Annotated in this window: 18 protein-coding genes and 5 pseudogenes; 16 read left to right on the top strand and 7 right to left on the bottom strand. The window is 70.8% G+C overall.

All coding sequences use genetic code 11. From position 1 onward, the window contains the following. Positions 1 to 49 precede the first annotated feature (49 nt). The 3 genes and pseudogenes from OH807_RS31210 to OH807_RS31220 form a co-directional block, all read right to left on the bottom strand. Positions 50 to 97 (bottom strand): annotated as a pseudogene (locus OH807_RS31210) (hypothetical protein); the annotation flags it as partial. 79 nt (positions 98 to 176) lie between these two features. Beyond that, positions 177 to 518: pseudogene (locus OH807_RS31215) on the bottom strand (polyprenyl synthetase family protein); the annotation flags it as partial. Between the two features lie 531 nt (positions 519 to 1,049). Then, positions 1,050 to 1,373 carry a hypothetical protein gene (locus OH807_RS31220; protein WP_406205598.1) on the bottom strand — a complete coding sequence of 108 codons (324 nt, stop codon included), beginning with the start codon at positions 1,371 to 1,373 and terminating at the stop codon, positions 1,050 to 1,052. Between the two features lie 351 nt (positions 1,374 to 1,724). On the opposite strand from OH807_RS31220, the gene OH807_RS31225 reads away from it, so the two are divergent. From OH807_RS31225 to OH807_RS31260, 8 genes and pseudogenes are all read left to right on the top strand, one after another. Further along, a complete protein-coding gene (locus tag OH807_RS31225; RefSeq protein ID WP_406205601.1) occupies positions 1,725 to 2,201 on the top strand; it encodes a hypothetical protein in 477 nt (158 codons plus the stop codon). Between the two features lie 152 nt (positions 2,202 to 2,353). Next, the gene (locus tag OH807_RS31230; RefSeq protein ID WP_406205604.1) at positions 2,354 to 2,593 is read left to right on the top strand and encodes a hypothetical protein; all 240 of its coding nucleotides are present in this window, start codon (positions 2,354 to 2,356) and stop codon (positions 2,591 to 2,593) included. Between the two features lie 86 nt (positions 2,594 to 2,679). Further along, positions 2,680 to 3,285, top strand: a complete 606-nt coding sequence (locus OH807_RS31235; RefSeq protein ID WP_406205607.1) for a hypothetical protein — start codon at positions 2,680 to 2,682, stop codon at positions 3,283 to 3,285. A gap of 34 nt (positions 3,286 to 3,319) precedes the next feature. Further along, positions 3,320 to 3,473, top strand: a pseudogene (locus tag OH807_RS31240) (Tn3 family transposase); the annotation flags it as partial. A 91-nt stretch (positions 3,474 to 3,564) separates the two neighbouring features. Then, positions 3,565 to 3,948 carry a hypothetical protein gene (locus tag OH807_RS31245; RefSeq protein WP_406205609.1) on the top strand — a complete coding sequence of 128 codons (384 nt, stop codon included), beginning with the start codon at positions 3,565 to 3,567 and terminating at the stop codon, positions 3,946 to 3,948. A gap of 484 nt (positions 3,949 to 4,432) precedes the next feature. Beyond that, positions 4,433 to 4,546 (top strand): annotated as a pseudogene (locus OH807_RS31250) (integrase); the annotation flags it as partial. A 302-nt stretch (positions 4,547 to 4,848) separates the two neighbouring features. Beyond that, positions 4,849 to 5,013, top strand: a complete 165-nt coding sequence (locus OH807_RS31255) for a hypothetical protein (RefSeq protein WP_406205611.1) — start codon at positions 4,849 to 4,851, stop codon at positions 5,011 to 5,013. Positions 5,014 to 5,065: 52 nt separating this feature from the next. Then, positions 5,066 to 6,301, top strand: coding sequence for an SPFH domain-containing protein (locus OH807_RS31260; protein ID WP_406205614.1), 1,236 nt, complete (start codon positions 5,066 to 5,068; stop codon positions 6,299 to 6,301). A 424-nt stretch (positions 6,302 to 6,725) separates the two neighbouring features. On the opposite strand, the gene OH807_RS31265 is transcribed toward OH807_RS31260, so the two are convergent. Continuing rightward, on the bottom strand, positions 6,726 to 6,953 hold the full coding sequence (locus OH807_RS31265) for a hypothetical protein (RefSeq protein ID WP_209415310.1): 228 nt from the start codon (positions 6,951 to 6,953) through the stop codon (positions 6,726 to 6,728). A gap of 503 nt (positions 6,954 to 7,456) precedes the next feature. Here OH807_RS31265 and OH807_RS31270 point away from each other — a divergent pair. The 3 genes from OH807_RS31270 to OH807_RS31280 all read left to right on the top strand — a co-directional run bounded on the left by OH807_RS31270 (position 7,457) and on the right by OH807_RS31280 (position 10,106). Continuing rightward, complete coding sequence (locus tag OH807_RS31270; protein WP_030918248.1) at positions 7,457 to 7,660, top strand: cold-shock protein; 204 nt, start codon at positions 7,457 to 7,459, stop codon at positions 7,658 to 7,660. A gap of 367 nt (positions 7,661 to 8,027) precedes the next feature. Then, positions 8,028 to 9,566: a DEAD/DEAH box helicase gene (locus OH807_RS31275; RefSeq protein ID WP_406205617.1), complete on the top strand. Its 1,539-nt coding sequence runs from the start codon at positions 8,028 to 8,030 to the stop codon at positions 9,564 to 9,566. Positions 9,567 to 9,725: 159 nt separating this feature from the next. Continuing rightward, complete coding sequence (locus OH807_RS31280; protein WP_406205620.1) at positions 9,726 to 10,106, top strand: CBS domain-containing protein; 381 nt, start codon at positions 9,726 to 9,728, stop codon at positions 10,104 to 10,106. A gap of 282 nt (positions 10,107 to 10,388) precedes the next feature. On the opposite strand, the gene OH807_RS31285 is transcribed toward OH807_RS31280, so the two are convergent. Next, positions 10,389 to 10,670, bottom strand: coding sequence for a MerR family transcriptional regulator (locus tag OH807_RS31285; RefSeq protein WP_406211291.1), 282 nt, complete (start codon positions 10,668 to 10,670; stop codon positions 10,389 to 10,391). A 1,032-nt stretch (positions 10,671 to 11,702) separates the two neighbouring features. On the opposite strand from OH807_RS31285, the gene OH807_RS31290 reads away from it, so the two are divergent. Further along, complete coding sequence (locus tag OH807_RS31290) at positions 11,703 to 11,927, top strand: hypothetical protein (protein WP_406205623.1); 225 nt, start codon at positions 11,703 to 11,705, stop codon at positions 11,925 to 11,927. 27 nt (positions 11,928 to 11,954) lie between these two features. Here the strand turns inward: OH807_RS31290 and OH807_RS31295 are convergent, their stop codons facing one another. Both OH807_RS31295 and OH807_RS31300 read right to left on the bottom strand, forming a co-directional pair. After that, positions 11,955 to 12,236 (bottom strand): hypothetical protein, encoded by a 282-nt coding sequence (locus OH807_RS31295; protein WP_406205626.1) that lies wholly within the window; start codon positions 12,234 to 12,236, stop codon positions 11,955 to 11,957. A gap of 905 nt (positions 12,237 to 13,141) precedes the next feature. Then, the gene (locus tag OH807_RS31300) at positions 13,142 to 13,504 is read right to left on the bottom strand and encodes a hypothetical protein (RefSeq protein ID WP_406205629.1); all 363 of its coding nucleotides are present in this window, start codon (positions 13,502 to 13,504) and stop codon (positions 13,142 to 13,144) included. Between the two features lie 208 nt (positions 13,505 to 13,712). Here OH807_RS31300 and OH807_RS31305 point away from each other — a divergent pair, with 208 nt between their 5' ends. From OH807_RS31305 to OH807_RS31320, 4 genes and pseudogenes are all read left to right on the top strand, one after another. Further along, entirely contained in the window at positions 13,713 to 13,874 is a 162-nt protein-coding gene (locus tag OH807_RS31305; RefSeq protein ID WP_406205632.1) for a hypothetical protein, read from the top strand. A gap of 241 nt (positions 13,875 to 14,115) precedes the next feature. After that, a pseudogene (locus tag OH807_RS31310) lies at positions 14,116 to 14,382 on the top strand (DUF5994 family protein); the annotation flags it as partial. A gap of 279 nt (positions 14,383 to 14,661) precedes the next feature. After that, entirely contained in the window at positions 14,662 to 14,907 is a 246-nt protein-coding gene (locus tag OH807_RS31315) for a hypothetical protein (protein WP_406211470.1), read from the top strand. Between the two features lie 1,267 nt (positions 14,908 to 16,174). Then, the gene (locus tag OH807_RS31320) at positions 16,175 to 17,788 is read left to right on the top strand and encodes a peptide chain release factor 3 (RefSeq protein WP_406205634.1); all 1,614 of its coding nucleotides are present in this window, start codon (positions 16,175 to 16,177) and stop codon (positions 17,786 to 17,788) included. Positions 17,789 to 17,897 lie beyond the last annotated feature (109 nt).

Here is a 17,897-nt window from a genome sequence, read left to right on the forward strand (position 1 = left end):
GGGCGGTGTCGACGGCCTCCTGCAGGGTGCCGCCGTTCTGGTCGCGCAGGATGTGGACGAGGTTGTTGACCGAGTGCTGGTTGCTCTCCTTGACCAGGGAGACGACGTCGTTCTGCGACGAGTTGGAACGCCGCTCCCGCGTGGTGGCCGAACCGGCGCAGTTGCGCGGTCCGGGCTGGGTCCGCGCCGCCGGCGAGCGCCCCGAGCGCGCAGGACAGGGCGATCAGGGAGCTCGTCTTGGCCTCCGCCGTGGCCATGCTCTCGGTCAGGGTGACGTCGTCGCGGCCCTCGGCCGCGGTGTCGGCGAACTCGCCTTCGACGAGCTGCTGCACCGCGTCGTCCAGCCACCCCGGGCCCGCCGCACCGACAGGCGCGGGGGCCTCGGACAGGACCCGCATCGCCAGGGAGAGCATGGCGTCGCCGGTAAGGATCGCGGCGGGCAGCCCGAACACCGACCAGACGGCGGGGCGGTGGCGCCGAAGGACGTCATCGGCGCCAAGTAGGACGGCCACCGGCACCGCCGAAGGCCCGGATTGCGAAACCCTGCTCGTCAGCAACCGCCCGCCTGCGGGCGGGGCACGGTGGCTCAGTGTGCCGGGGCCAGTGCCCGCCGGTGCCAGTGCAGATCGGACCTGGCGAGCTGGGTCTCGCCCTGGCCGAGTCCGGCGCTGCTGCTGACGCCGGGAAGAGTGGAGTCACATCTCCTTTTCGGTCCAGAAGTCAGAGTCCTCGTCGATTTCGATCGCCATGTCGGTCTCGACGTCGACGTCCACCTCGACGCTCACCGGCTCGGGCGTGATCTCGAACATGCCATCCCCCTCCCTCGCCGGCTCGGCGCCGGCCTCCTGTGGATCTCTCCATGGGAGAGCGTCACCATGCCATCAAGGCTGCGAGTTAGGGACGCCGCTCCGCCCAGGTCCTGCCTTCCGCAACCGGCCCCAGGCGAACACCGCGACGCCGCCGGACGGTGCCGGCCACGTGGCGGCAACCAGCACCAGCGAGGCCATCGCCCTGCCTGAGCCCCGACTTGGACCGGCTCCGGGGCGCGGTCAGAGCCTGGTGTCCTTGTCCTCCGTCTCGACCTGGGCACCCGCCGTCTCGAACAGGCCGACGGCACGCTCGGCGGCGTCCCGGCTCGCGTAGGCGACCGTGAACGTCTCGTCCTGGCGGTCCAGCAGGTTGGCGCGCTCGTGGTCGGAGTACTCGGGGTTCCGCTCGGAGATGAGGGTGTCGAGGACGTCCTTGTCGCCGCCGGTGACGGTGACGTAGAACGTCTTGCCCTCGTCCTCCTGTGCCTGCTTCTCCTTCGCGGAGGGCTGGTAGTTGTAGGGACGGTTGCCGGTGAGGTTGTTGCTGCCGCTGTGGCCGGGCACTGGCTTCTCCTGAGGTGGTTCGATCGGTCGGGGCGTGCCGGGCACGGCGCGGCGCCGTGGGTCCGCGGTCGGAACGGCACGCACAAGATCGTGCCATGACTCAAAGTGATGGAGAGGGCACTCTTCGCCTTCGCGTCGATGGCCACTCCTTCGAGTGACCAAGGACCTGGTGCCCGGCGCGCGATCACGGCCGACCGGTCCGCCGGCAGGGCGCCGCGGGCGTCAACTCCGCTTGCCCGACGTCCCGGTCACGCCTGACCGTGCGGAGGTGGCCCGGGGCCGGCTGGGACGATCAAGCCACCGTACACACCCGCACCCACCCGCGCCCGCGACGAATCGAGGCCCTTCGCCATGAGCATCCACGACACCGCCCACCCGACGCTGGCCGAGCACTACAGCCGGGCCGCCGAGTCCCACCTCGACCTGATCACGGCCCGGCGGGCCATCGACCCCGACCTGATCGGCGGGCAGGCCGTGATCGTCCACAAGAAGTACTCCTACTCCGGGTCCGTGCACTCCTTCTCGGTCCTCGGGGGCGGCTTCTCCGGGGACTTCACCGACGACCGCGGCGTCGAGTACGAGATCACCGGTGCCGGAGGCGGTCTGAGCGCCGGAGCCGGAGACGTCTGGGGCACCCTGTGGCTCAACGGCCACCTGCGCGACTACGAGGGCTGGACCACCCGCTTCGAGGCGACCACCACCGCAGCCATGTTCAACATCAACCTCTGGGGCCTGGACGGCGAGTACATCGGCTCCTTCGTCGGCGGCGGAGCCGAGATGGGCGTCGGCGCCATGGCCGGACAAGGCAAGATCGACCTCAAGCACTGATCCCCGGCCGCTACGGCCTGCCGGCGAGACAGTGCGCCGGCCGTGGACCGGCGAGCCCTCCGGGACGCCTGGAGCGGCCGGTGGCCGGGGGTTCACGTCCCGGCCACCGGCCGGGTCTTCAGAATTGGCAGGTTCACTGCCGTGATCATCCGATGACACTCGGCCATCGCTTCTCGGCGCAACGTCACCACCTTGGCAGGTCCCTGACCGCTGTCGCCTCGCTGGTCACCGCCCTGCTCTTGACGCTGGCGTGCGCGCCCGGCGCCCAGGCCATCGTCGGCGGCGGCCCCGCCCAGCTCCTCCAGCACCCCTGCACCGTCAGCATCCAGCGCAACGGTGAGTTCTACTGCGGCGGCACCCTAAGAACACCTCCGTACGCCGAACCCGCCTGACGGCAGGGGCGGTCGGTGCGGCAACACTGGTACTGGCCGGGTCGGCCACGGGGGTGGCGCGGGCCGCCGAGCCTGCCGGGAGGGGCGTGCAGATCACCGCCGCCCACACCTCGGGAAGCTCCCTCTCCTGGTCCGGGACCTACTCCTGCACGGGAGGCGTCGCCGACACCCTGACTGTCCGGGCCAGCGACGAGCTCGGCCACAGTGCAACGGGCCTGGCCCTCATCACCTGTCTCGGTGCCACCACCGGCGCACCCGTCAGCGGCAGCGTCAGCACCGGCCTCCTCGGGCTTGGCGGCACCTGGGGCAGTGACATCACCATCACGGTGACCATGCGCGGGCTGCTCGGCAGCACACTCGCCTCGGCAGGCGCCGCCCTGGTCGAGGGACACCTCGACGAGGTGTCCCTCGACGGCGTCACCACCACCAGCAGCAGCACGGAGCTGTCCGGCGGCTACCAGTACGACAGCCCCACCGGCACCGCCACCGTCCACGTCACCGCGGCCGACCTCGCCACCGGCACCCCACTGGGCAGTACGACGCAGTCCCTGGCCTGCGCGGGGCACGTCGACAGCCCCGGCGCTTGGAGCAGCACCGCGGCCCCGCGCCTGGGCAGCGACGTCCACATCGAGGTCGACTTCACCGCCCCCGAGGACAGCAAGACCGCCATGCTGGACGTCACCGCGTCCTGACCCCCAACACCCGTACGCCACCCGGCGGCGCTTCCGCTTCCAGGGCGGACTCCACCGGGCCGCGGGCGGTGGCGCGCTCGGCCTGGTCCTCAACGCCCCGGGTTCTGTCCAACACCCGCTACCTGCACGCTGCCCTCGCCCGGCTCCGCGCGGAGGGCTTCGACGTCCGCGACGAGGACGTCGCTCGCCGCGTCGGCTCCAGGTCCCAATCACTCGTGTGCGGCCCTTTTCATCACTTCCCGGGCGTGACCCCGCGCCCGACGCGCCAGTTGACCGGTCATGATCCACACCGTTTCCAAGATCCTGACCACCGCGCTCCTGACGGCCGCAGCCATCACGGCAGCTGCCGGCAGCGCCGCCGCCGACTCGTACGGCACCCTCGGCGGCAGCACCATCGGCCACGCCAGCGCCGGCGTCAGCCGCCCCGGTTTCACCGGCGGCGGCACTTACGGCAACCTCCCCTCCCACTCCAGCGGCCCCTGGGATCCCGCCAAGCACGGCGGCCTCAGCCAGGAGGAAAGCAAGCAGCAGCTCGCCAACCTCTTCGAAGCCATCGCCGACAACAACCACCCCACCCCCGACGGCCAGCCCTACCAGGAGGAGTCCGGCTACCAGGAGCAGGCCTCCACCGAGCCGATCTCCGTGATCGCCACCGACGACTAGCACGACCGGTTAGAGGCGCGGACACCCGGCTCGCTCCCAGGGACCCGCCGCTGGGCACACCACGTTGCCCAGCGGCGGCTCTCCACCCAGCCCTTCGGCCCATGGCGAACCGCTCCACCTGCCGGATCGGAGGGGCTCCCATCGCGCGTGGATCCCGACGCCCAACTCAGTCCCTGGGTACCCCGAGCCAGTGGCCGGCCGGCGCCCATGTCCGCAGTTGCCGTCGCGCCCCCGGCCACCATGGCGCCGCCCGGGACGGACTCCCGGATCGCGCCAAGGCCCCAGACGAGGCCATGGACCAGGAATTCGCCTTCACCCCCGACACTGCGCCTGCCGAGAATGCCATCCATGCAGCTCAGGGACCTGCTTGGTGGCTGGGGCGGGATGATCACTCGTGTTCCTTCGTCTGGCGTACTTGACTGTCACCAACGCGTTCGCGGCCCTGCGGCTGCTGCCGATGAGCGACGGCGAGAAGGACGTGGAGATCCTCGTACCGCGGATGAACTCCCTCATGGAGCGCTGGGTGCAGACCTGCCGCCACGAGCTGCTGGACCGGACCTTGATCCGGAACGAGCGCCACCTGCGCTACGCCTTGCGCCGGGCCCGGCCGGCTCCTGACCGGGACTCCCGGGCCGGAGATCCGGGCGGGTACCCGAGAAACGCCTCCCTGCTGCGGCCGGAGTACCGTGGGTGGGGTCGGGGCGGTCGCGCCGCGCGCCCTGCTCGCAGGCATTCTGCCGAAGGACTCGACCGGGGGCCCGGTGCCTCCAGGAGGGGTGCCGCCCGTGGCCGTTCGTGTTCCGGCCGCCCACTGCGCCGTCGTGTCGCACGGCACGAGGTGTGATGTACGTGGCCGATGACTCCCAGCAAAGCCCGGTCGGAGCCGTCGGGAGGGTTACGGTGCCGATCCCGACGGGCGGGCCGGGCGAGGTGCTGGTCGGCTTGCGCGGTGGGTCGGAGGTGTTCGCGGCTTGGTCCGCCGGGCCGGTCGCGGTCAACACCCGGGTGGTCGTGATCGACACGATCTCCGCCCGGTCGGTGCTCGTCGAGCCGTTGCCGCCCTGAGTTCGGCGGCCCCGCGGCCCTCGTCGAGCTGTTGCAGGTCAGGTGGTTCGTCATGTTGTTCTGGCACGTGCCCGCGCCCAACGAGGCCATGCTCATCTCCGGTTCCAAGCGGCAGTCGCAGGACACCCAGTTCCGGATCGTCACGGGCCACGGGAGCTTCGTTGTTCCCGTCAAGCAGAAGGCCCGCATGCTGTCCCTGGCCCTGCAGGAGGCGGAGATCGCGGAGGACTGCGTCACCCAGCAGGGCATCCGGCTCACCGTCCGCGCGGTCTGCGTCTTCAAGGTCGGCGACGACGCCGTGTCGATCGCCAACGCGGCCCGGCGCTTCCTGTCCGAGCAGAACCAGATGCAGGAACTGGTCGGACGGATATTCGCAGGCCACCTGCGCTCCATCATCGGTGGGCTGACCGTGGAGCAGATCATCAGGGAACGCAGCCGGGTCGCCCAGGAAGTCATGGCGGGCAGTCACGGCGAGATGGAGAAGCTCGGCATCGTGGTGGACGCCCTGCAGATCCAGGAGATCGAGGACGCCACCGGCTACATCGACAACCTCGCCGCGCCGCACGCGGCGGCGGTGGCCAGTCAGGCCCGGATCGCCCAGGCCAAGGCCGACCAGGAGGCGAGCGAACGGGAGCAGCAGGCCGCCGCGCTCAAGGCCGAGTACGAGCGGGACACCGCGATCAAGCGGGCCGGCTTCCTCGCGGAGACCGAGCAGTCCAGGGCGCGCGCCGCCCAGGCCGGGCCGCTCGCCGAGGCACGGGCCACCCAGGAGGTCACCGAGGAACAGACCGCCCTCGCGCAGCGCAATGCGGCGCTCACGGCGCAGCGGCTGGAGGCGGAGGTGCGGCGCCCCGCCGACGCCGAGGCCTACCGGAAGCGGACGCTGGCCGAGGCGGACCGCGACCGGGTGAAGTTCGAGGCCGACGCCGGCGCCTACACCGAACGGACCCTGGCCCAGGCCCAGGCGGACGCCAACGCCGCCCGCGCGGCGTCACTGCGGGACGGCAACCAGGAGCTGATCGCGGCCAACCGGATCGTGGAGGCCCTCCCCGTACTCGCCGACGCAGCGGCCCGGGGCATGGCGGGCGCCGATCTGACCGTCCTGAACGGCACCGACGGGGTGAACCAGATCGCGGCCGGCATCGCCAGCCAGGGGCTGGCCATCCTACGGTCCCTCCAGCACTCCGTGGCGCCCACAGCGACTTCGACGGCTTCGACGACCGGCGCACCGGTCGCAGACCCGAACGTCAACGGCCGCCCCACGCCCCGCCTCCCCGACCGGAGCTGACCCGGACACTCCGCCGAGAGAGTCGTCGAGGACAGCTCGCAGTGAGCCGGCCAGGCTGGCCACGGTCAGCGCGGCCGCCCCGATGCCCGTCCCGATGACGGTCTGTTCGTCGACGCGGTGAGGAGGTCCACGATGAGGCGCCCGAGCATGCGTGTGGATACAGGCCGGGCGACGCCGGGCGTCCGGCTTTCGCGCGGCGGGCAGAACGGGGGCGCCACCGAGCGGTGGCGCCCCCGTTCGCCTGCGGTCCGGGACACAGATTTGTCGCCGGTGCGGCCCGGGACGGGATCGGGGGTGCCTGTTCGACCTGGTTGGGTGCGCGCTCCTGGACGGCGGACCGGCGCGACGATTCAGGGGCGCGCGGCGGTGTCTCCGCGCCATGCGCGGTGCGGCGCGCTCGGCCGGGAGCCGCGTGCGTCCTGGGTCAGAGTTTGAACATGGCGGCGTAGGGCTGGGTGATGCGTTCCCGCCGCGATCCGAAGTCGACGAGTACCGCGATGTCGCTGTCGCCTTCCACGCCGATGGCCCGGCCGAGGCCGTACTGGTCGTGAGTGACGCGGTCGCCGACGGCGAAGTGCTTGCGCGGTGCTTCGATCCGGGCCTTGAAGGGGCTGGTGGGCAGGACGCGGCGGACTGCTGCAGATTTCGTCATTCCCTGCAGTATGCGCCGGAAATCGCGAGAGCGGGTCCTTCCGGAGCATTCAATTTCGGAGTTCGACAGGAACGCCCGCGCGCTGTCCAGCGGGCCCCCGGATGGCGCCGGCGGGCGTGGCGCCTCGCTGTTCGCGGCCGGGGCAGGCGCTCCGCGCCCGAGTCGACCGCCCTCCCCATCCCTGGAGTCGGCAGCGCCGACAGGGCGGGAGGCATGCTCAACGAGGCTTCTCTCCAAGTGTGTTGATGGTCCCGGTGCCTCGCGATCGGCGGCCCCGGGGAAGGGCCTCGCGGAACCGGGGGTGAAATATCCGCCCGTGGCGGGCTGGGGCCTGCTAGAGTCGGTTTAGTTGCAGTAGTGGTTCCCATGAACTTTGTGTGCGCCTGCTGATGTATCGCAGGCGCCTTTTTGTTTCCCGGCTCTTCCCCGGGTGGGTGCTCATCGCGGCGACTCGAGACGCGCGCTGTGCGGGTTTCGGACAGCCCCTTGAAGGAGATTTCTTTATGGCTAATGGCACTGTGAAGTGGTTCAACGCGGAAAAGGGCTTCGGCTTCATCGAGCAGGAGGGTGGCGGTCCTGACGTGTTCGCCCACTACTCGAACATCAACGCCAACGGCTTCCGTGAGCTGCTCGAGGGCCAGAAGGTCGAGTTCGACGTCACGCAGGGCCAGAAGGGCCCGCAGGCCGAGAACATTCGTCCGCTGTAGTTTCTGCCACGGCACCCGCCTGGTAGCGAGGGGCCCGCACCGCGTACATGATGCCCGGTGCGGGCCCCTCGGCATTGCTCCACCACGCGTTCCCCGGCCGTTCAGGCCCCCTGGCTCCGCCACCGGCGGCCATTCCCACGCGAGACGCCCAGCGCCGCGTCCGGATCGGCGCCCTGCCGTGACATCCCACGGTTCGAGGATCTTCGCTCCCGCCCTCCGCGGTGAGCGTCGACCTGAGGTGACGTGCCGCACGGTTTCACCGTCCACGCCCCGCTCCCCATACTTTCGGCCCGTTCCCTCAAGGCCTCCTGCCGGCGCCACGCGCTGCGGAGTCGCCTCGCGACGTGCCGTCCCAGGAAGGTTTCGCATGAACCGCTCCAGTCGCTCCCCGTACCAGAACGCCAACTCCCGCTCCTCGGCCTCCGCCCGCTCCTACGGATCCCGCTCCGGCGGCAGCTCCTTCTACGGCGACCGGCCCGCCGGCGGCCGGAGCTCCCGTCAGGGCTCGTCCGCTCAGGGCGAGTTCGCGATGCCGGTGAGCACCACCCCGGCGCTGCCGGCCGTCGAGTCGTTCGACGAGCTGGACATGCCGAAGGCGCTGCTGTCGGTGCTGACCCGGCAGGGCGTCACCGCGCCGTTCCCGATCCAGGCCGCGACGCTGCCGAACTCGCTGGCCGGCCGTGACGTCCTCGGACGTGGCCGCACCGGCTCCGGAAAGACCATCGCGTTCGGCCTCGCCGTGCTGGCCCGCACCGCCGGGCAGAAGGCCGAGCCGCGCCGGCCGCTGGCCCTGGTGCTGGTTCCCACCCGTGAGCTCGCGCAGCAGGTCACCGATGCCCTCACCCCGTTCGCCCACGCGGTTCGGCTGCGGATGGCGACGGTGGTGGGCGGAATGTCGATCGGCCGCCAGGCGCAGGCGCTGAACCGGGGTGCGGAGGTCGTGGTGGCCACCCCCGGCCGGCTCAAGGACCTGATCCAGCGGGGCGACTGCCAGCTGGACGGGGTCGGCATCACGGTGCTCGACGAGGCCGACCAGATGGCCGACATGGGCTTCCTGCCGCAGGTCACCGAACTCCTCGCCCAGGTCGCCGAGGGCTGCCAGACGATGCTGTTCTCCGCCACCCTGGACCGCAACGTCGACCGCCTGGTGCGGCGCTTCCTCAAGGACCCGGTCACCCACTCGGTCGACCCGTCCGCCGGGGCGGTCAGCACCATGGAGCACCACGTGCTGCACGTGCAGAACTTCGACAAGAACGCCACGATCGCCCACATCGCCTCCCGTGACGGCGGGGTGATCATGTTCATTGACACCAAGCACGGCGCGGACCGCCTGGTCGAGGACCTCCTCGCGAACGGGGTGAAGGCCGCGGCCCTGCACGGCGGCAAGTCCCAGCCCCAGCGCACCCGCACCCTGGAGCAGTTCCGCAACGGCCAGGTCACCGCGCTGATCGCGACCAACGTCGCCGCACGCGGCATCCACGTCGACGGGCTCGACCTGGTCGTCAACCTGGACCCGCCCAGCGACCACAAGGACTACCTGCACCGCGGCGGGCGCACCGCCCGCGCGGGGGAGTCCGGCACCGTCGTCACGCTGGTGCTGCCCAACCAGCGCCGCGAGATGGCCCGCATGATGACCACGGCCGCCATCACCCCCGTCACCACCCGGGTCAGCGCCGGCGACGAGGAACTGGCCCGCATCACCGGCGCCCGCGTGCCCACCGGCATCCCCACCGTGATCGCGGCCCCCGTCGTCGAACGCCCCCGCCGCAGCGCGTCCACGAGCCGCGGCCGCCGCAGCCGCCCCGCCTACGCGGGATCCGACGCCCGCGCAACCGCCACAGGCCGCGACAACCAGGGCTCCTCCGGCCGCCGCCGGGCACCCCGCCGCGTCGCCCTCGCCGCCTAGCGCGTACGTGGGGGCTCGGACTGCCGCCGCAGTCCGGGCCCCCACCACCCACCAAGCGCAGAGCAGTCTCGGCCCGCTCCGGCCCACCCGCCGGCCGTTCCACCGCCAGTGCCCTGACTACCGCCGGTCCCGGCGGTGGATACGCGAAGGAGTCTGCCCATGACCATCACCCTCGAACGCCCCGCGACCACCGCCACGGTCGGCGACCTCATGAATTGCCCGGAGCTGCAGATCAGCGACGACGTCATGGTCGACATGGCGATGGACATCCTGCAGAGCTCCGGTGCCGACCACCTCCTGGTTCGCGACGACGACGGCCGCTGCGCGGGGTTGCTGACCCGCCTGCACCTGGCGCCGTTCCAGACCCGCTCCCGGTCCACCGAGCGCACCCCGGTGCGCGACATCGTCCTCGACCGGGCCCCGTTCGCCACCGCCGACATGTCCGCCGCCACTGCGGCCGCCGCCATGCGTTCCCGCGGCCTGGTCGTGTGGCCGGTGGTGGACCACGACGGCCACGCCATCGGCCTGCTCAGCTTCTAGGCCCGGCGCGTCGGCGCCGACGCGCCGGCCATCGCGGTATCCGCCCGCAGCGCGCTTCGCCCCTACCAGCGGATGCGCCGGGCCGGTGCGGCCTCACGCGAACCTGGAATCCCCCTGCGCGGAAGCGGTCTGCGTGGTCCGCGCCGTGAAGCAGGGTGTCGGGCGGCCGGGCCGGTGGAGAGCGGTCGGCCGGCGAACCGGAACCAAGGGGCTCGTGTCCCGGGCGGCCTGCGGTGAGCACCTGCTCACCGCGGGCCGGTTTCGTCGGCCTGGATGGCTGGGTCAGGTGTCGGCGGAGGGTTCCTGGCCGTGTGGGGAGCGGCGGAGCTGCTCGTTGATGCGCAGGGCTTCCTCAAGTTGGTCTTCGAGGATGATGATGCGGCAGGCGGCGTCGACGGCGGTGCCCTGGTCGACGAGGTCGCGGGCGCGCATCGCGATCCGAAGCTGGTAACGGGAGTAGCGGCGGTGACCGCCGTCGGAGCGCAGGGGGGTGATGAGGCCCTGCTCGCCGAGCGAGCGCAGGAAGCCGGGGGTGGTGCCGGTCATCTCGGCGGCGCGGCCCATGGTGTAGGCGGGGTAGTCGTCATCGTCGAACGAGCTGACGGCGTCGGGGGTGTGGGGTCGGATGGTTGCCGTGGTCACTGCACCTCTTCTTGTTGTTGTCCGGGGGCGCGCTGAGGGGCCCCGGGGCCGTTTCGGCTCCCGGGGCCCCGAAGGGTTTTACACCATCTGTCGGCCTGTGGCCGACTTCCTCATGTCCGCCTCGCCCCGGGGGAGGGGGCGTGCGGGGATCGCGTATGCGTGACCGGAAACCACCGTCCTTGCCTTGGGGTCTTCGGAATCCGCCCGGGTGATGCCTCACGGGCCGGGCGATCCTGATGGCGCTGTGTCCCCTCCGTTCATCCTCTGTACTGACCGATTACTGCGAACTGCGGGTACTTCCACTACCGGGTACTGCGACCTGCTCGGAACTGCGGTGCTGCTGGTACTGCGAACTGCGTGGTAGTGCCAACTACCCGGTGCTGCTGTGGCGGTCCTGGTGGTCCGCCGGTTCCGGCAGCCAGCCCCGTCGCCCGTCCTGCTGAACCGCTCGGCTTGGAACCCCACTGCCGGACTCCCAGCACGCGCGCCCGCAGTCTTGGGCGCCTTCACTGGGATACCGCGTACTGCGACTGCCGGTACTGCGCAACTCAACTTCACCTGCTGGTAATGCACTTACCGAACTGCGGTACCGCTCGGTGGTGGCCCCTGATACCTGCGGGCCGCCCGGCCCGGTCGCCGGTCCTGTCGCCTTAATGCACCATCCCTGGCTTCAGGGCCCTGCAACCGTGCCGACCTGCGAACTTCTTTACCTGCTGCCCGCCAGTTCGTGTCTGGCGGGTACCGCTCGACCTCGTCTACGAGAGAAACACTAACCACGGTGTGCGGCAATGTCTACTCCGACGGGCATAGATTTTGCGGTGTCGGTCGGGGAGGTAGTCTTCGGCCCGCGCAGGGCAGCGCAGGGCAGGGCAGGGCGGCCGGTCGCCGCAGCCGCGCCAGGACGGAGGACGCCGCGTCCGGCGGCCACGACGACGAATGGACGGGAGGCGAGCGGTGGAAGGGCAGCAGGCCGCGCGGCAGGTGCGCACCCCCGACCCCGACACCCAGGTGTCGCTGGCGGCGGCCATCTCCGAAGCTGTCCGCGACCGCGACGAGCGGGTCCTGCGCCGGCTTCTCGCCCGCTTCGCCGAGCAGGCCGCCCTCACCGACCTGCCCGCCCTGCGCGACGCCATCGACACCACCGGGCAGCACGGCGACCGCCCGCCGGAAACCCGTTAGGCCGAGCCGGCCCGCCGCGCTCCCGGATCAGAAGGCGCGGGCGACGGCGTCGCAGGTCAGGCAGACGTACCCGGCCCAGCGCGGCGGATACCAGCCCTGTCCGGGCCGCTGCGGGCTCCACCGGTCGACCACCATGGACGAGGTGTCCATTCCGCACACGGTCAGCGCCCCCGGGCCGCCGGTGGCCTTCGGCTCCGATGGTGCGGCGTGTACTTGCCGCACCGACATGGCATCGACCTGGTCGTCGCCGATCCCCAGGACGAGGGTGTCCAGCGGCTCGACCAGTTCCAGCAGAACCACGATGCCCATGGGTCAACCGTGCGCGCGCCCGGCCGCGAACGCGACCGCGCCGGGGCGCGGGGTGGTCGGCGGTGGGCCACGCCGGCCACCCCGCGCGCGGCTCGCCGCGCCGAGGTGGCGTTCATCGGTGTCGCTGAGCGGCGCCCCGGGGCGGCGCACCAAGGCCCGGTGTGCGGAGGAAGGAGGCCCCGAGCGCGCCCCGGGGCCAGGCGGTGATGGCCTCGCGTTCGGGCCTTGGCCGTGATGGTGATCTCGCGGGGGTGGGCCTTCTTGCACAGTTCGAGAACTGAGTGTCCCGAGCCACTTCCTTGTATGCGGTTGCCCACGGAGTGTGGCTGAGGGGTGCAGCGGAAGGGGGATCGGTGGGGACTTGCCGGGGGCCAAGCGTTGCACACCATTGCCTCTGAGTCGCCTTTCGCGGAACGAACAGCGCGGGCTGTCTACCGTCTGACGTGCAGCGATGGTTATGGCCGGGCGACCGGGGGTCAAGGGGGCACAGGTTCAAATCCTGTCGTCCCGACTGGAGTTCGCTCCATTGTCGCAGGTCAGAGGCCGTTTTCTCGTTCGCAGGGAAGCGGCCTCTGGCGCTTCCTGAAGCCTGCCTCTCACATTCGCCTCACGGTTTTCACGGTTCGACGGCGGGGGCCTGGGATTGCTCGGCGCCACGAGCCGTGGCTGTATGCGCTTCTTCTCCTTACGTCGGATTTGTCGATCGCCGCAATGGGCTGGATGGTTGCTCGCCGTGATTGACGATTCTGGCCAGAGGGTTCGCACTTGACTCATCTGCCGCCGATCAAGTGCGCGCCGACCGTGTCGAGCGTGAGGGAGCTGGGGCTTCTCCCAACTGATTCGTGTTCTCCGGGGGCTGGTCTGGAAGCCGCTACCGAGTTGTCGGGGGATGATTCGAGTGGCGGTCAGATGCCGGCGGCGGTGCGGACGGCCCGTACGGTGCCGTCGGGGTCAGGGTCGGTGACGGCCAAGCGGGCGTACGGCGAGGAGCGCCACAGGTCGACGCAGACGGCGGGCCGGCGGGCCCGGACCCGTACGGCCGAAAAGTCCTCCCCCAGGGGATGCGGACGGACGCCGTAGGACAGGACGCCGGGAATCCAGGTACCCCGTCCCCGCACGCCGCGCAGAGCACGCCACCAGTCGGGCTCGACGCTCACCTGATGGATCGCGGACACGGGCACGCGGACCTCACGGCGACGCGCCGCGGCCCTCTCCCACCACGACAGGTCGACGATCAGGTCATCGCCCTTCACCACGAGTCGCGCCATCGCTCCTCCGTACCGCCGTCCGGCATCACGCCGGTCGTTGGCCTCGGGACGTCACCCGGCCGCGGGACGGCGCCGACGCCGTCCCCGCCCCTGCGATCCGGTACGGTCCTCGCCCGCACCAACCATCTCCTTCCCGACCTGGCCACCACCATGCCCGCCGGCTGCGCCCACCTTCGCGTCGACCTGGCGGGGTAGGACAGGGTGATCGATGCGGGGCACCCTCCGCCGCTGCTCCGGACTCCGGACGGCCGCCGTCGAGGTGGCCTGCGGGGCGGTGCTCGAACGCCGTCCCGCAGACCCAGTACCGGGCCTCGGCGCTGCACTCGCCCACCACGGTGGCGAGCCGCTCGATGACGCGGCGACGTTCTGACTCGCTCGCGCCGAGTCGGCAAGCAACGGGCCGAAGTAGCGTGGTTGCTGGTCCGGTCGGTGCGGACCTGCACGGATCGCGGCGGGAGCTGGGCTCGCGACCCCTACCCGGTCGGGCTGGAGAGTGCGACGACCGGTCGGAGTACGGTGGGGACACCGGGGTGGTTCGGATGCCCGGTGTCCGCGGCGACGTCCCCCCTGGTGAGTGGGCTCTTCCCGGGCGTGCAGATGGGTGGCGGGCCATGGCGGAGGACTGCGACACGTCGTTCCCGGCGTTCCTGCCGGACCGGTTCCGCGAGTCGGCAAGACCGGTTTCGGTTCTGCTGAGTCCGGAGACGACGCGGTCGCGCGCGGGGACGCTCGATGGCGCGTGGTGGTCTCGTTCCCGTGACGTCGATGCCGAGCCGCCCGGCCTGGTCCCCGGGCTGACCGAGCAGCTGAGTACTGTCACGAGCATCGGCCTGGATACGGACGGGTGGGACGACATCCCCGCCCCTCCGGTCGTCGACGGCCGGTCCGTGTACAGCAACTGGTACCCGTTCGGGGACGACACGATGATCATCACGCGGGTGATCGCGTCCTTTCACGCTGCTCGTCGTCCCTCCGCGGGCAAGCCTCGACGCGGCCCGTGCCGCCACGGTGCGGGCGGTCGAGGTCGGCGGCACCGACTCGGCGCAGCGGATCCCCGTCGCCACCGGCATCAGCTCCGAGCCTTCCGGCGAAATCGTTCTGACCGATGCGCCACCCGTCGTACGAGGTGTACGGGTGGCAGGAAGCACGGTGGAGACATGTCCGTCTACGTGAAACTCTCGGTCGAGGCCAGGTCACCGTCCGAGCCGTCCAAGGGGCCGTTGGACATGCAGTACCAGGACGTCCCCGGCGGCCTCACCTACGAGTACGACCTGCATCCGAGCGGAGCGCTGCGGATCCTGCGCGTCTTCGACGACACACCGCACGCGGTCGAGGTTTGCTTCAGCCCCGGGGCGTGGCTTGAGGTCGCGGGCACCTATCTGCGAAGTGGTTCCGCATACTGATCCGCGGGTCCTGCCGGCGCACCCCCACTGAGTGCCACCCGGCGGGACCGGGGTCTCGGCGGAGTCGGTTCGGCTGGACCCGTCGGGCTTTCGGCCGCACGGCCGGCGTCTGTCCCGGGCGGCTCGATCGGACCGACAGCTACGGTGGTGAACTGACGCGACGGTATTCGTGCACCCGGCGGGCCCGAATGCGCGCTTTACCGGAGTATCCTGGAAAGTAGCCGGAGAACTTACCGGACAGGACGATCGCGAGGAGGTGCATATGCAGATCAGAGAAGCAGGAGCCCTGATTCTGTGGCTCGTGATCGCGAAATCCCAACCCAGCCCTTCGGCCGGGGGATAGCGGGACCACTTGGGTGCCGGGGGCACAGGTACAAATCCTGTTGTTCGGATCAGCGTTTATACAGGGCATGGGCCGTTTCCGCAGTGATGCGGGGCGGCCTTTTTTGTTGGTTTCGCCAGGTGGCAGTCGCAATGTGATCCCGGCGCGCTGCCATAAGCGCTCGGGCCGTTTCTCGCCCCCGCGATCTGGCAGGTGTCCGAGCGGCTCGGGAATACCGTAGAAGCACGTCCGTTTCCTCGCCCGGTGACCGTCCGGCGCCGCAATCGCTGGGAGCCGGCTGATCGGGTACGGATTTGTTGCAGGCGGCCCCGACAGCTCCGGCGGGCTACCCGCGGTGCGGCGCGCAATCGGCGTGCCGACGGGTCCGCTCCCTGTCAACGGGAGGAGACGTGATGAGCCCCGACGGGCAGCGTCCCGTAGTGGTCGGAGTCGATCCCGAACACCCCAGCCGCAGGGTGCTCGCCTGGGCTGCCGAATGCGCGGTGGCGGCCTGGGCGAGCGGACCTGGGCTGCGGCGCGGTCGCCGATGTCCGCAGGGGTGACCATCACGGCCGGCAGTACGCCGAGGGTGTCGACCACCCTCGTCCCTCCGCACCGTCGCGGTGCGGCACCATTGACCCAGGGCCGGTGACACAGGGTGACGGTGATGTGCGGGGAGATGGTGACCCCGGCCTTGGTTGACGATCCGCTCCGAGCGGGGTCGGTGCAACCCATGGCCGGGGAGCTTGGACCGGTTCGGCCTCGACTCGGGGCAGTTCGGCTGTTCTCCCCGCCGGAGCCGGGGCAGCGGCCGGAGAACGGGATTTCGGGGTCACGCCGTCCGGCACCCTATTATTGCTTCCCGGGCCTGTGGACCTGGTCCCCGGCTCGCCAGGTACGGAGAGGCGTCACCCGGCCTGCTGCCGATGCGTACCGAGGAAACACATGAGCACCGAAAAGTCCGTCCCCGTCCTGCAGGTCCTCAATGAGGCCGGCCGCCGACGGACCTTCGCCGTGATCAGCCACCCGGACGCGGGCAAGTCCACGCTCACCGAGGCGCTGGCGCTGCACGCGCGGGCGATCACGTCCGCCGGTGCGGTGCACGCCAAGGGTGACCGGCGCGGCGTGACCAGCGACTGGATGGAGCTGGAGCGCGAGCGCGGTATCTCGGTGACCTCGGCCGCACTGCAGTTCGGCTATCGCGACCACGTGATGAACCTGGTCGACACCCCCGGCCACGCCGACTTCTCCGAGGACACCTACCGGGTGCTGGCCGCCGTCGACTGCGCGATCATGCTGGTCGACGCGGCGAAGGGCCTGGAGGAGCAGACCCGCAAGCTTTTCGCGGTCTGCCGCCATCGCGGCGTCCCCGTGATCACCTTCATCAACAAGTGGGACCGGCGCGGCCGGGATGCGCTCACCCTGCTGGAGGACATCGAGACGCACCTCGGGATCACCCCCGTCCCGGTCGTCTGGCCGGTCGGCACCGCGGGCGACCTGCGCGGCCTGGTCGAGGCGGGGAACACCGAGCAGATGCTGCGCTACACCAAGGTGCCGGCCGGCACGCACGCCGCCCTTGAGGAGCAGCTCACCTCCGAGACGGCCGCCGAGCAGGAGGGCGAAGCCTGGACGACCGCGCTGGAGGAACTGGAGCTGGTGCTCTCCTCCGGCCCCGGCTACGACCAGGAGGCCTTCGAGGCCGGCAAGATCAGCCCGGTCTTCTTCGGCGCCGCGCTGACCAACATCGGTGTGAAGCTCCTGCTGGACGCCGTGGTCGACCTCGCTCCGGCTCCCGGGCCCCGTCCGCTGGCCAAGGGCGGCAGCCGTGAGGTCGGCGAGGAGTTCTCCGGCCTGGTGTTCAAGATCCAGGCGAACATGGACCCGGCCCATCGCGACCGGATCGCCTTCGTCCGGGTCTGCTCGGGCGTCTTCGAGCGCGGCATGCACGTCACGCGGGCGCTCAGCGGTCGCTCCTTCGCGACCAAGTACGCGCACACCGTCTTCGGGGCCGAGCGCACCGTGGTCGACACCGCGTACCCGGGCGACGTGGTCGGCCTGATCAACGCGAGCGCGCTGCGGGTCGGCGACACCCTCTACACCGGCAGGAAGGCCGAGTTCCCCGCGCTGCCCGCCTTCGCCCCCGAGTACTTCGCGGTGGCGCGGCCCAAGGACATCAGCCGTTCCAAGCAGTTCCGCAAGGGCGTCGCCCAACTCGACGAGGAAGGCGTGATCCAGGTACTGGTCTCCAACCGGCGTGGCGATCAGGCACCGGTCATGGCTGCGGTCGGCCCGATGCAGTTCGACGTGATCCTGCACCGGATGGAGCACGAGTTCTCCTCCCCGATCATCCTCGACCAGCTCTCCTACCGCTTGGCCCGGATCACCGACGCCGACGGCGCCGCGGCCCTGGCCAAGGCCCGCCTGACCAACGGCGAGGTGCTCACCCGCCGCTCGGACGGCGTGCTGCTGGCCCTGTTCGCCGACAAGTGGCACCTGAACGCCTTCCAGCGCGCCCAGCCCGACATCCTGCTCCAGCCGCTGATCGCCACGACGGACTGATCACCGGACAGACCTGTCGGCACCCGCAGGGCGGCGCGCGCCGGAAGGCCGCCCGGCGGCGGCCGCAAGCGGGGCGTGGCCGCCGAGGAGCGGTGGGGCCGCCTGCGCG

This window comes from Kitasatospora sp. NBC_01560 (assembly GCF_045208415.1).
In the GTDB taxonomy this organism is placed as follows: domain Bacteria; phylum Actinomycetota; class Actinomycetes; order Streptomycetales; family Streptomycetaceae; genus Kitasatospora.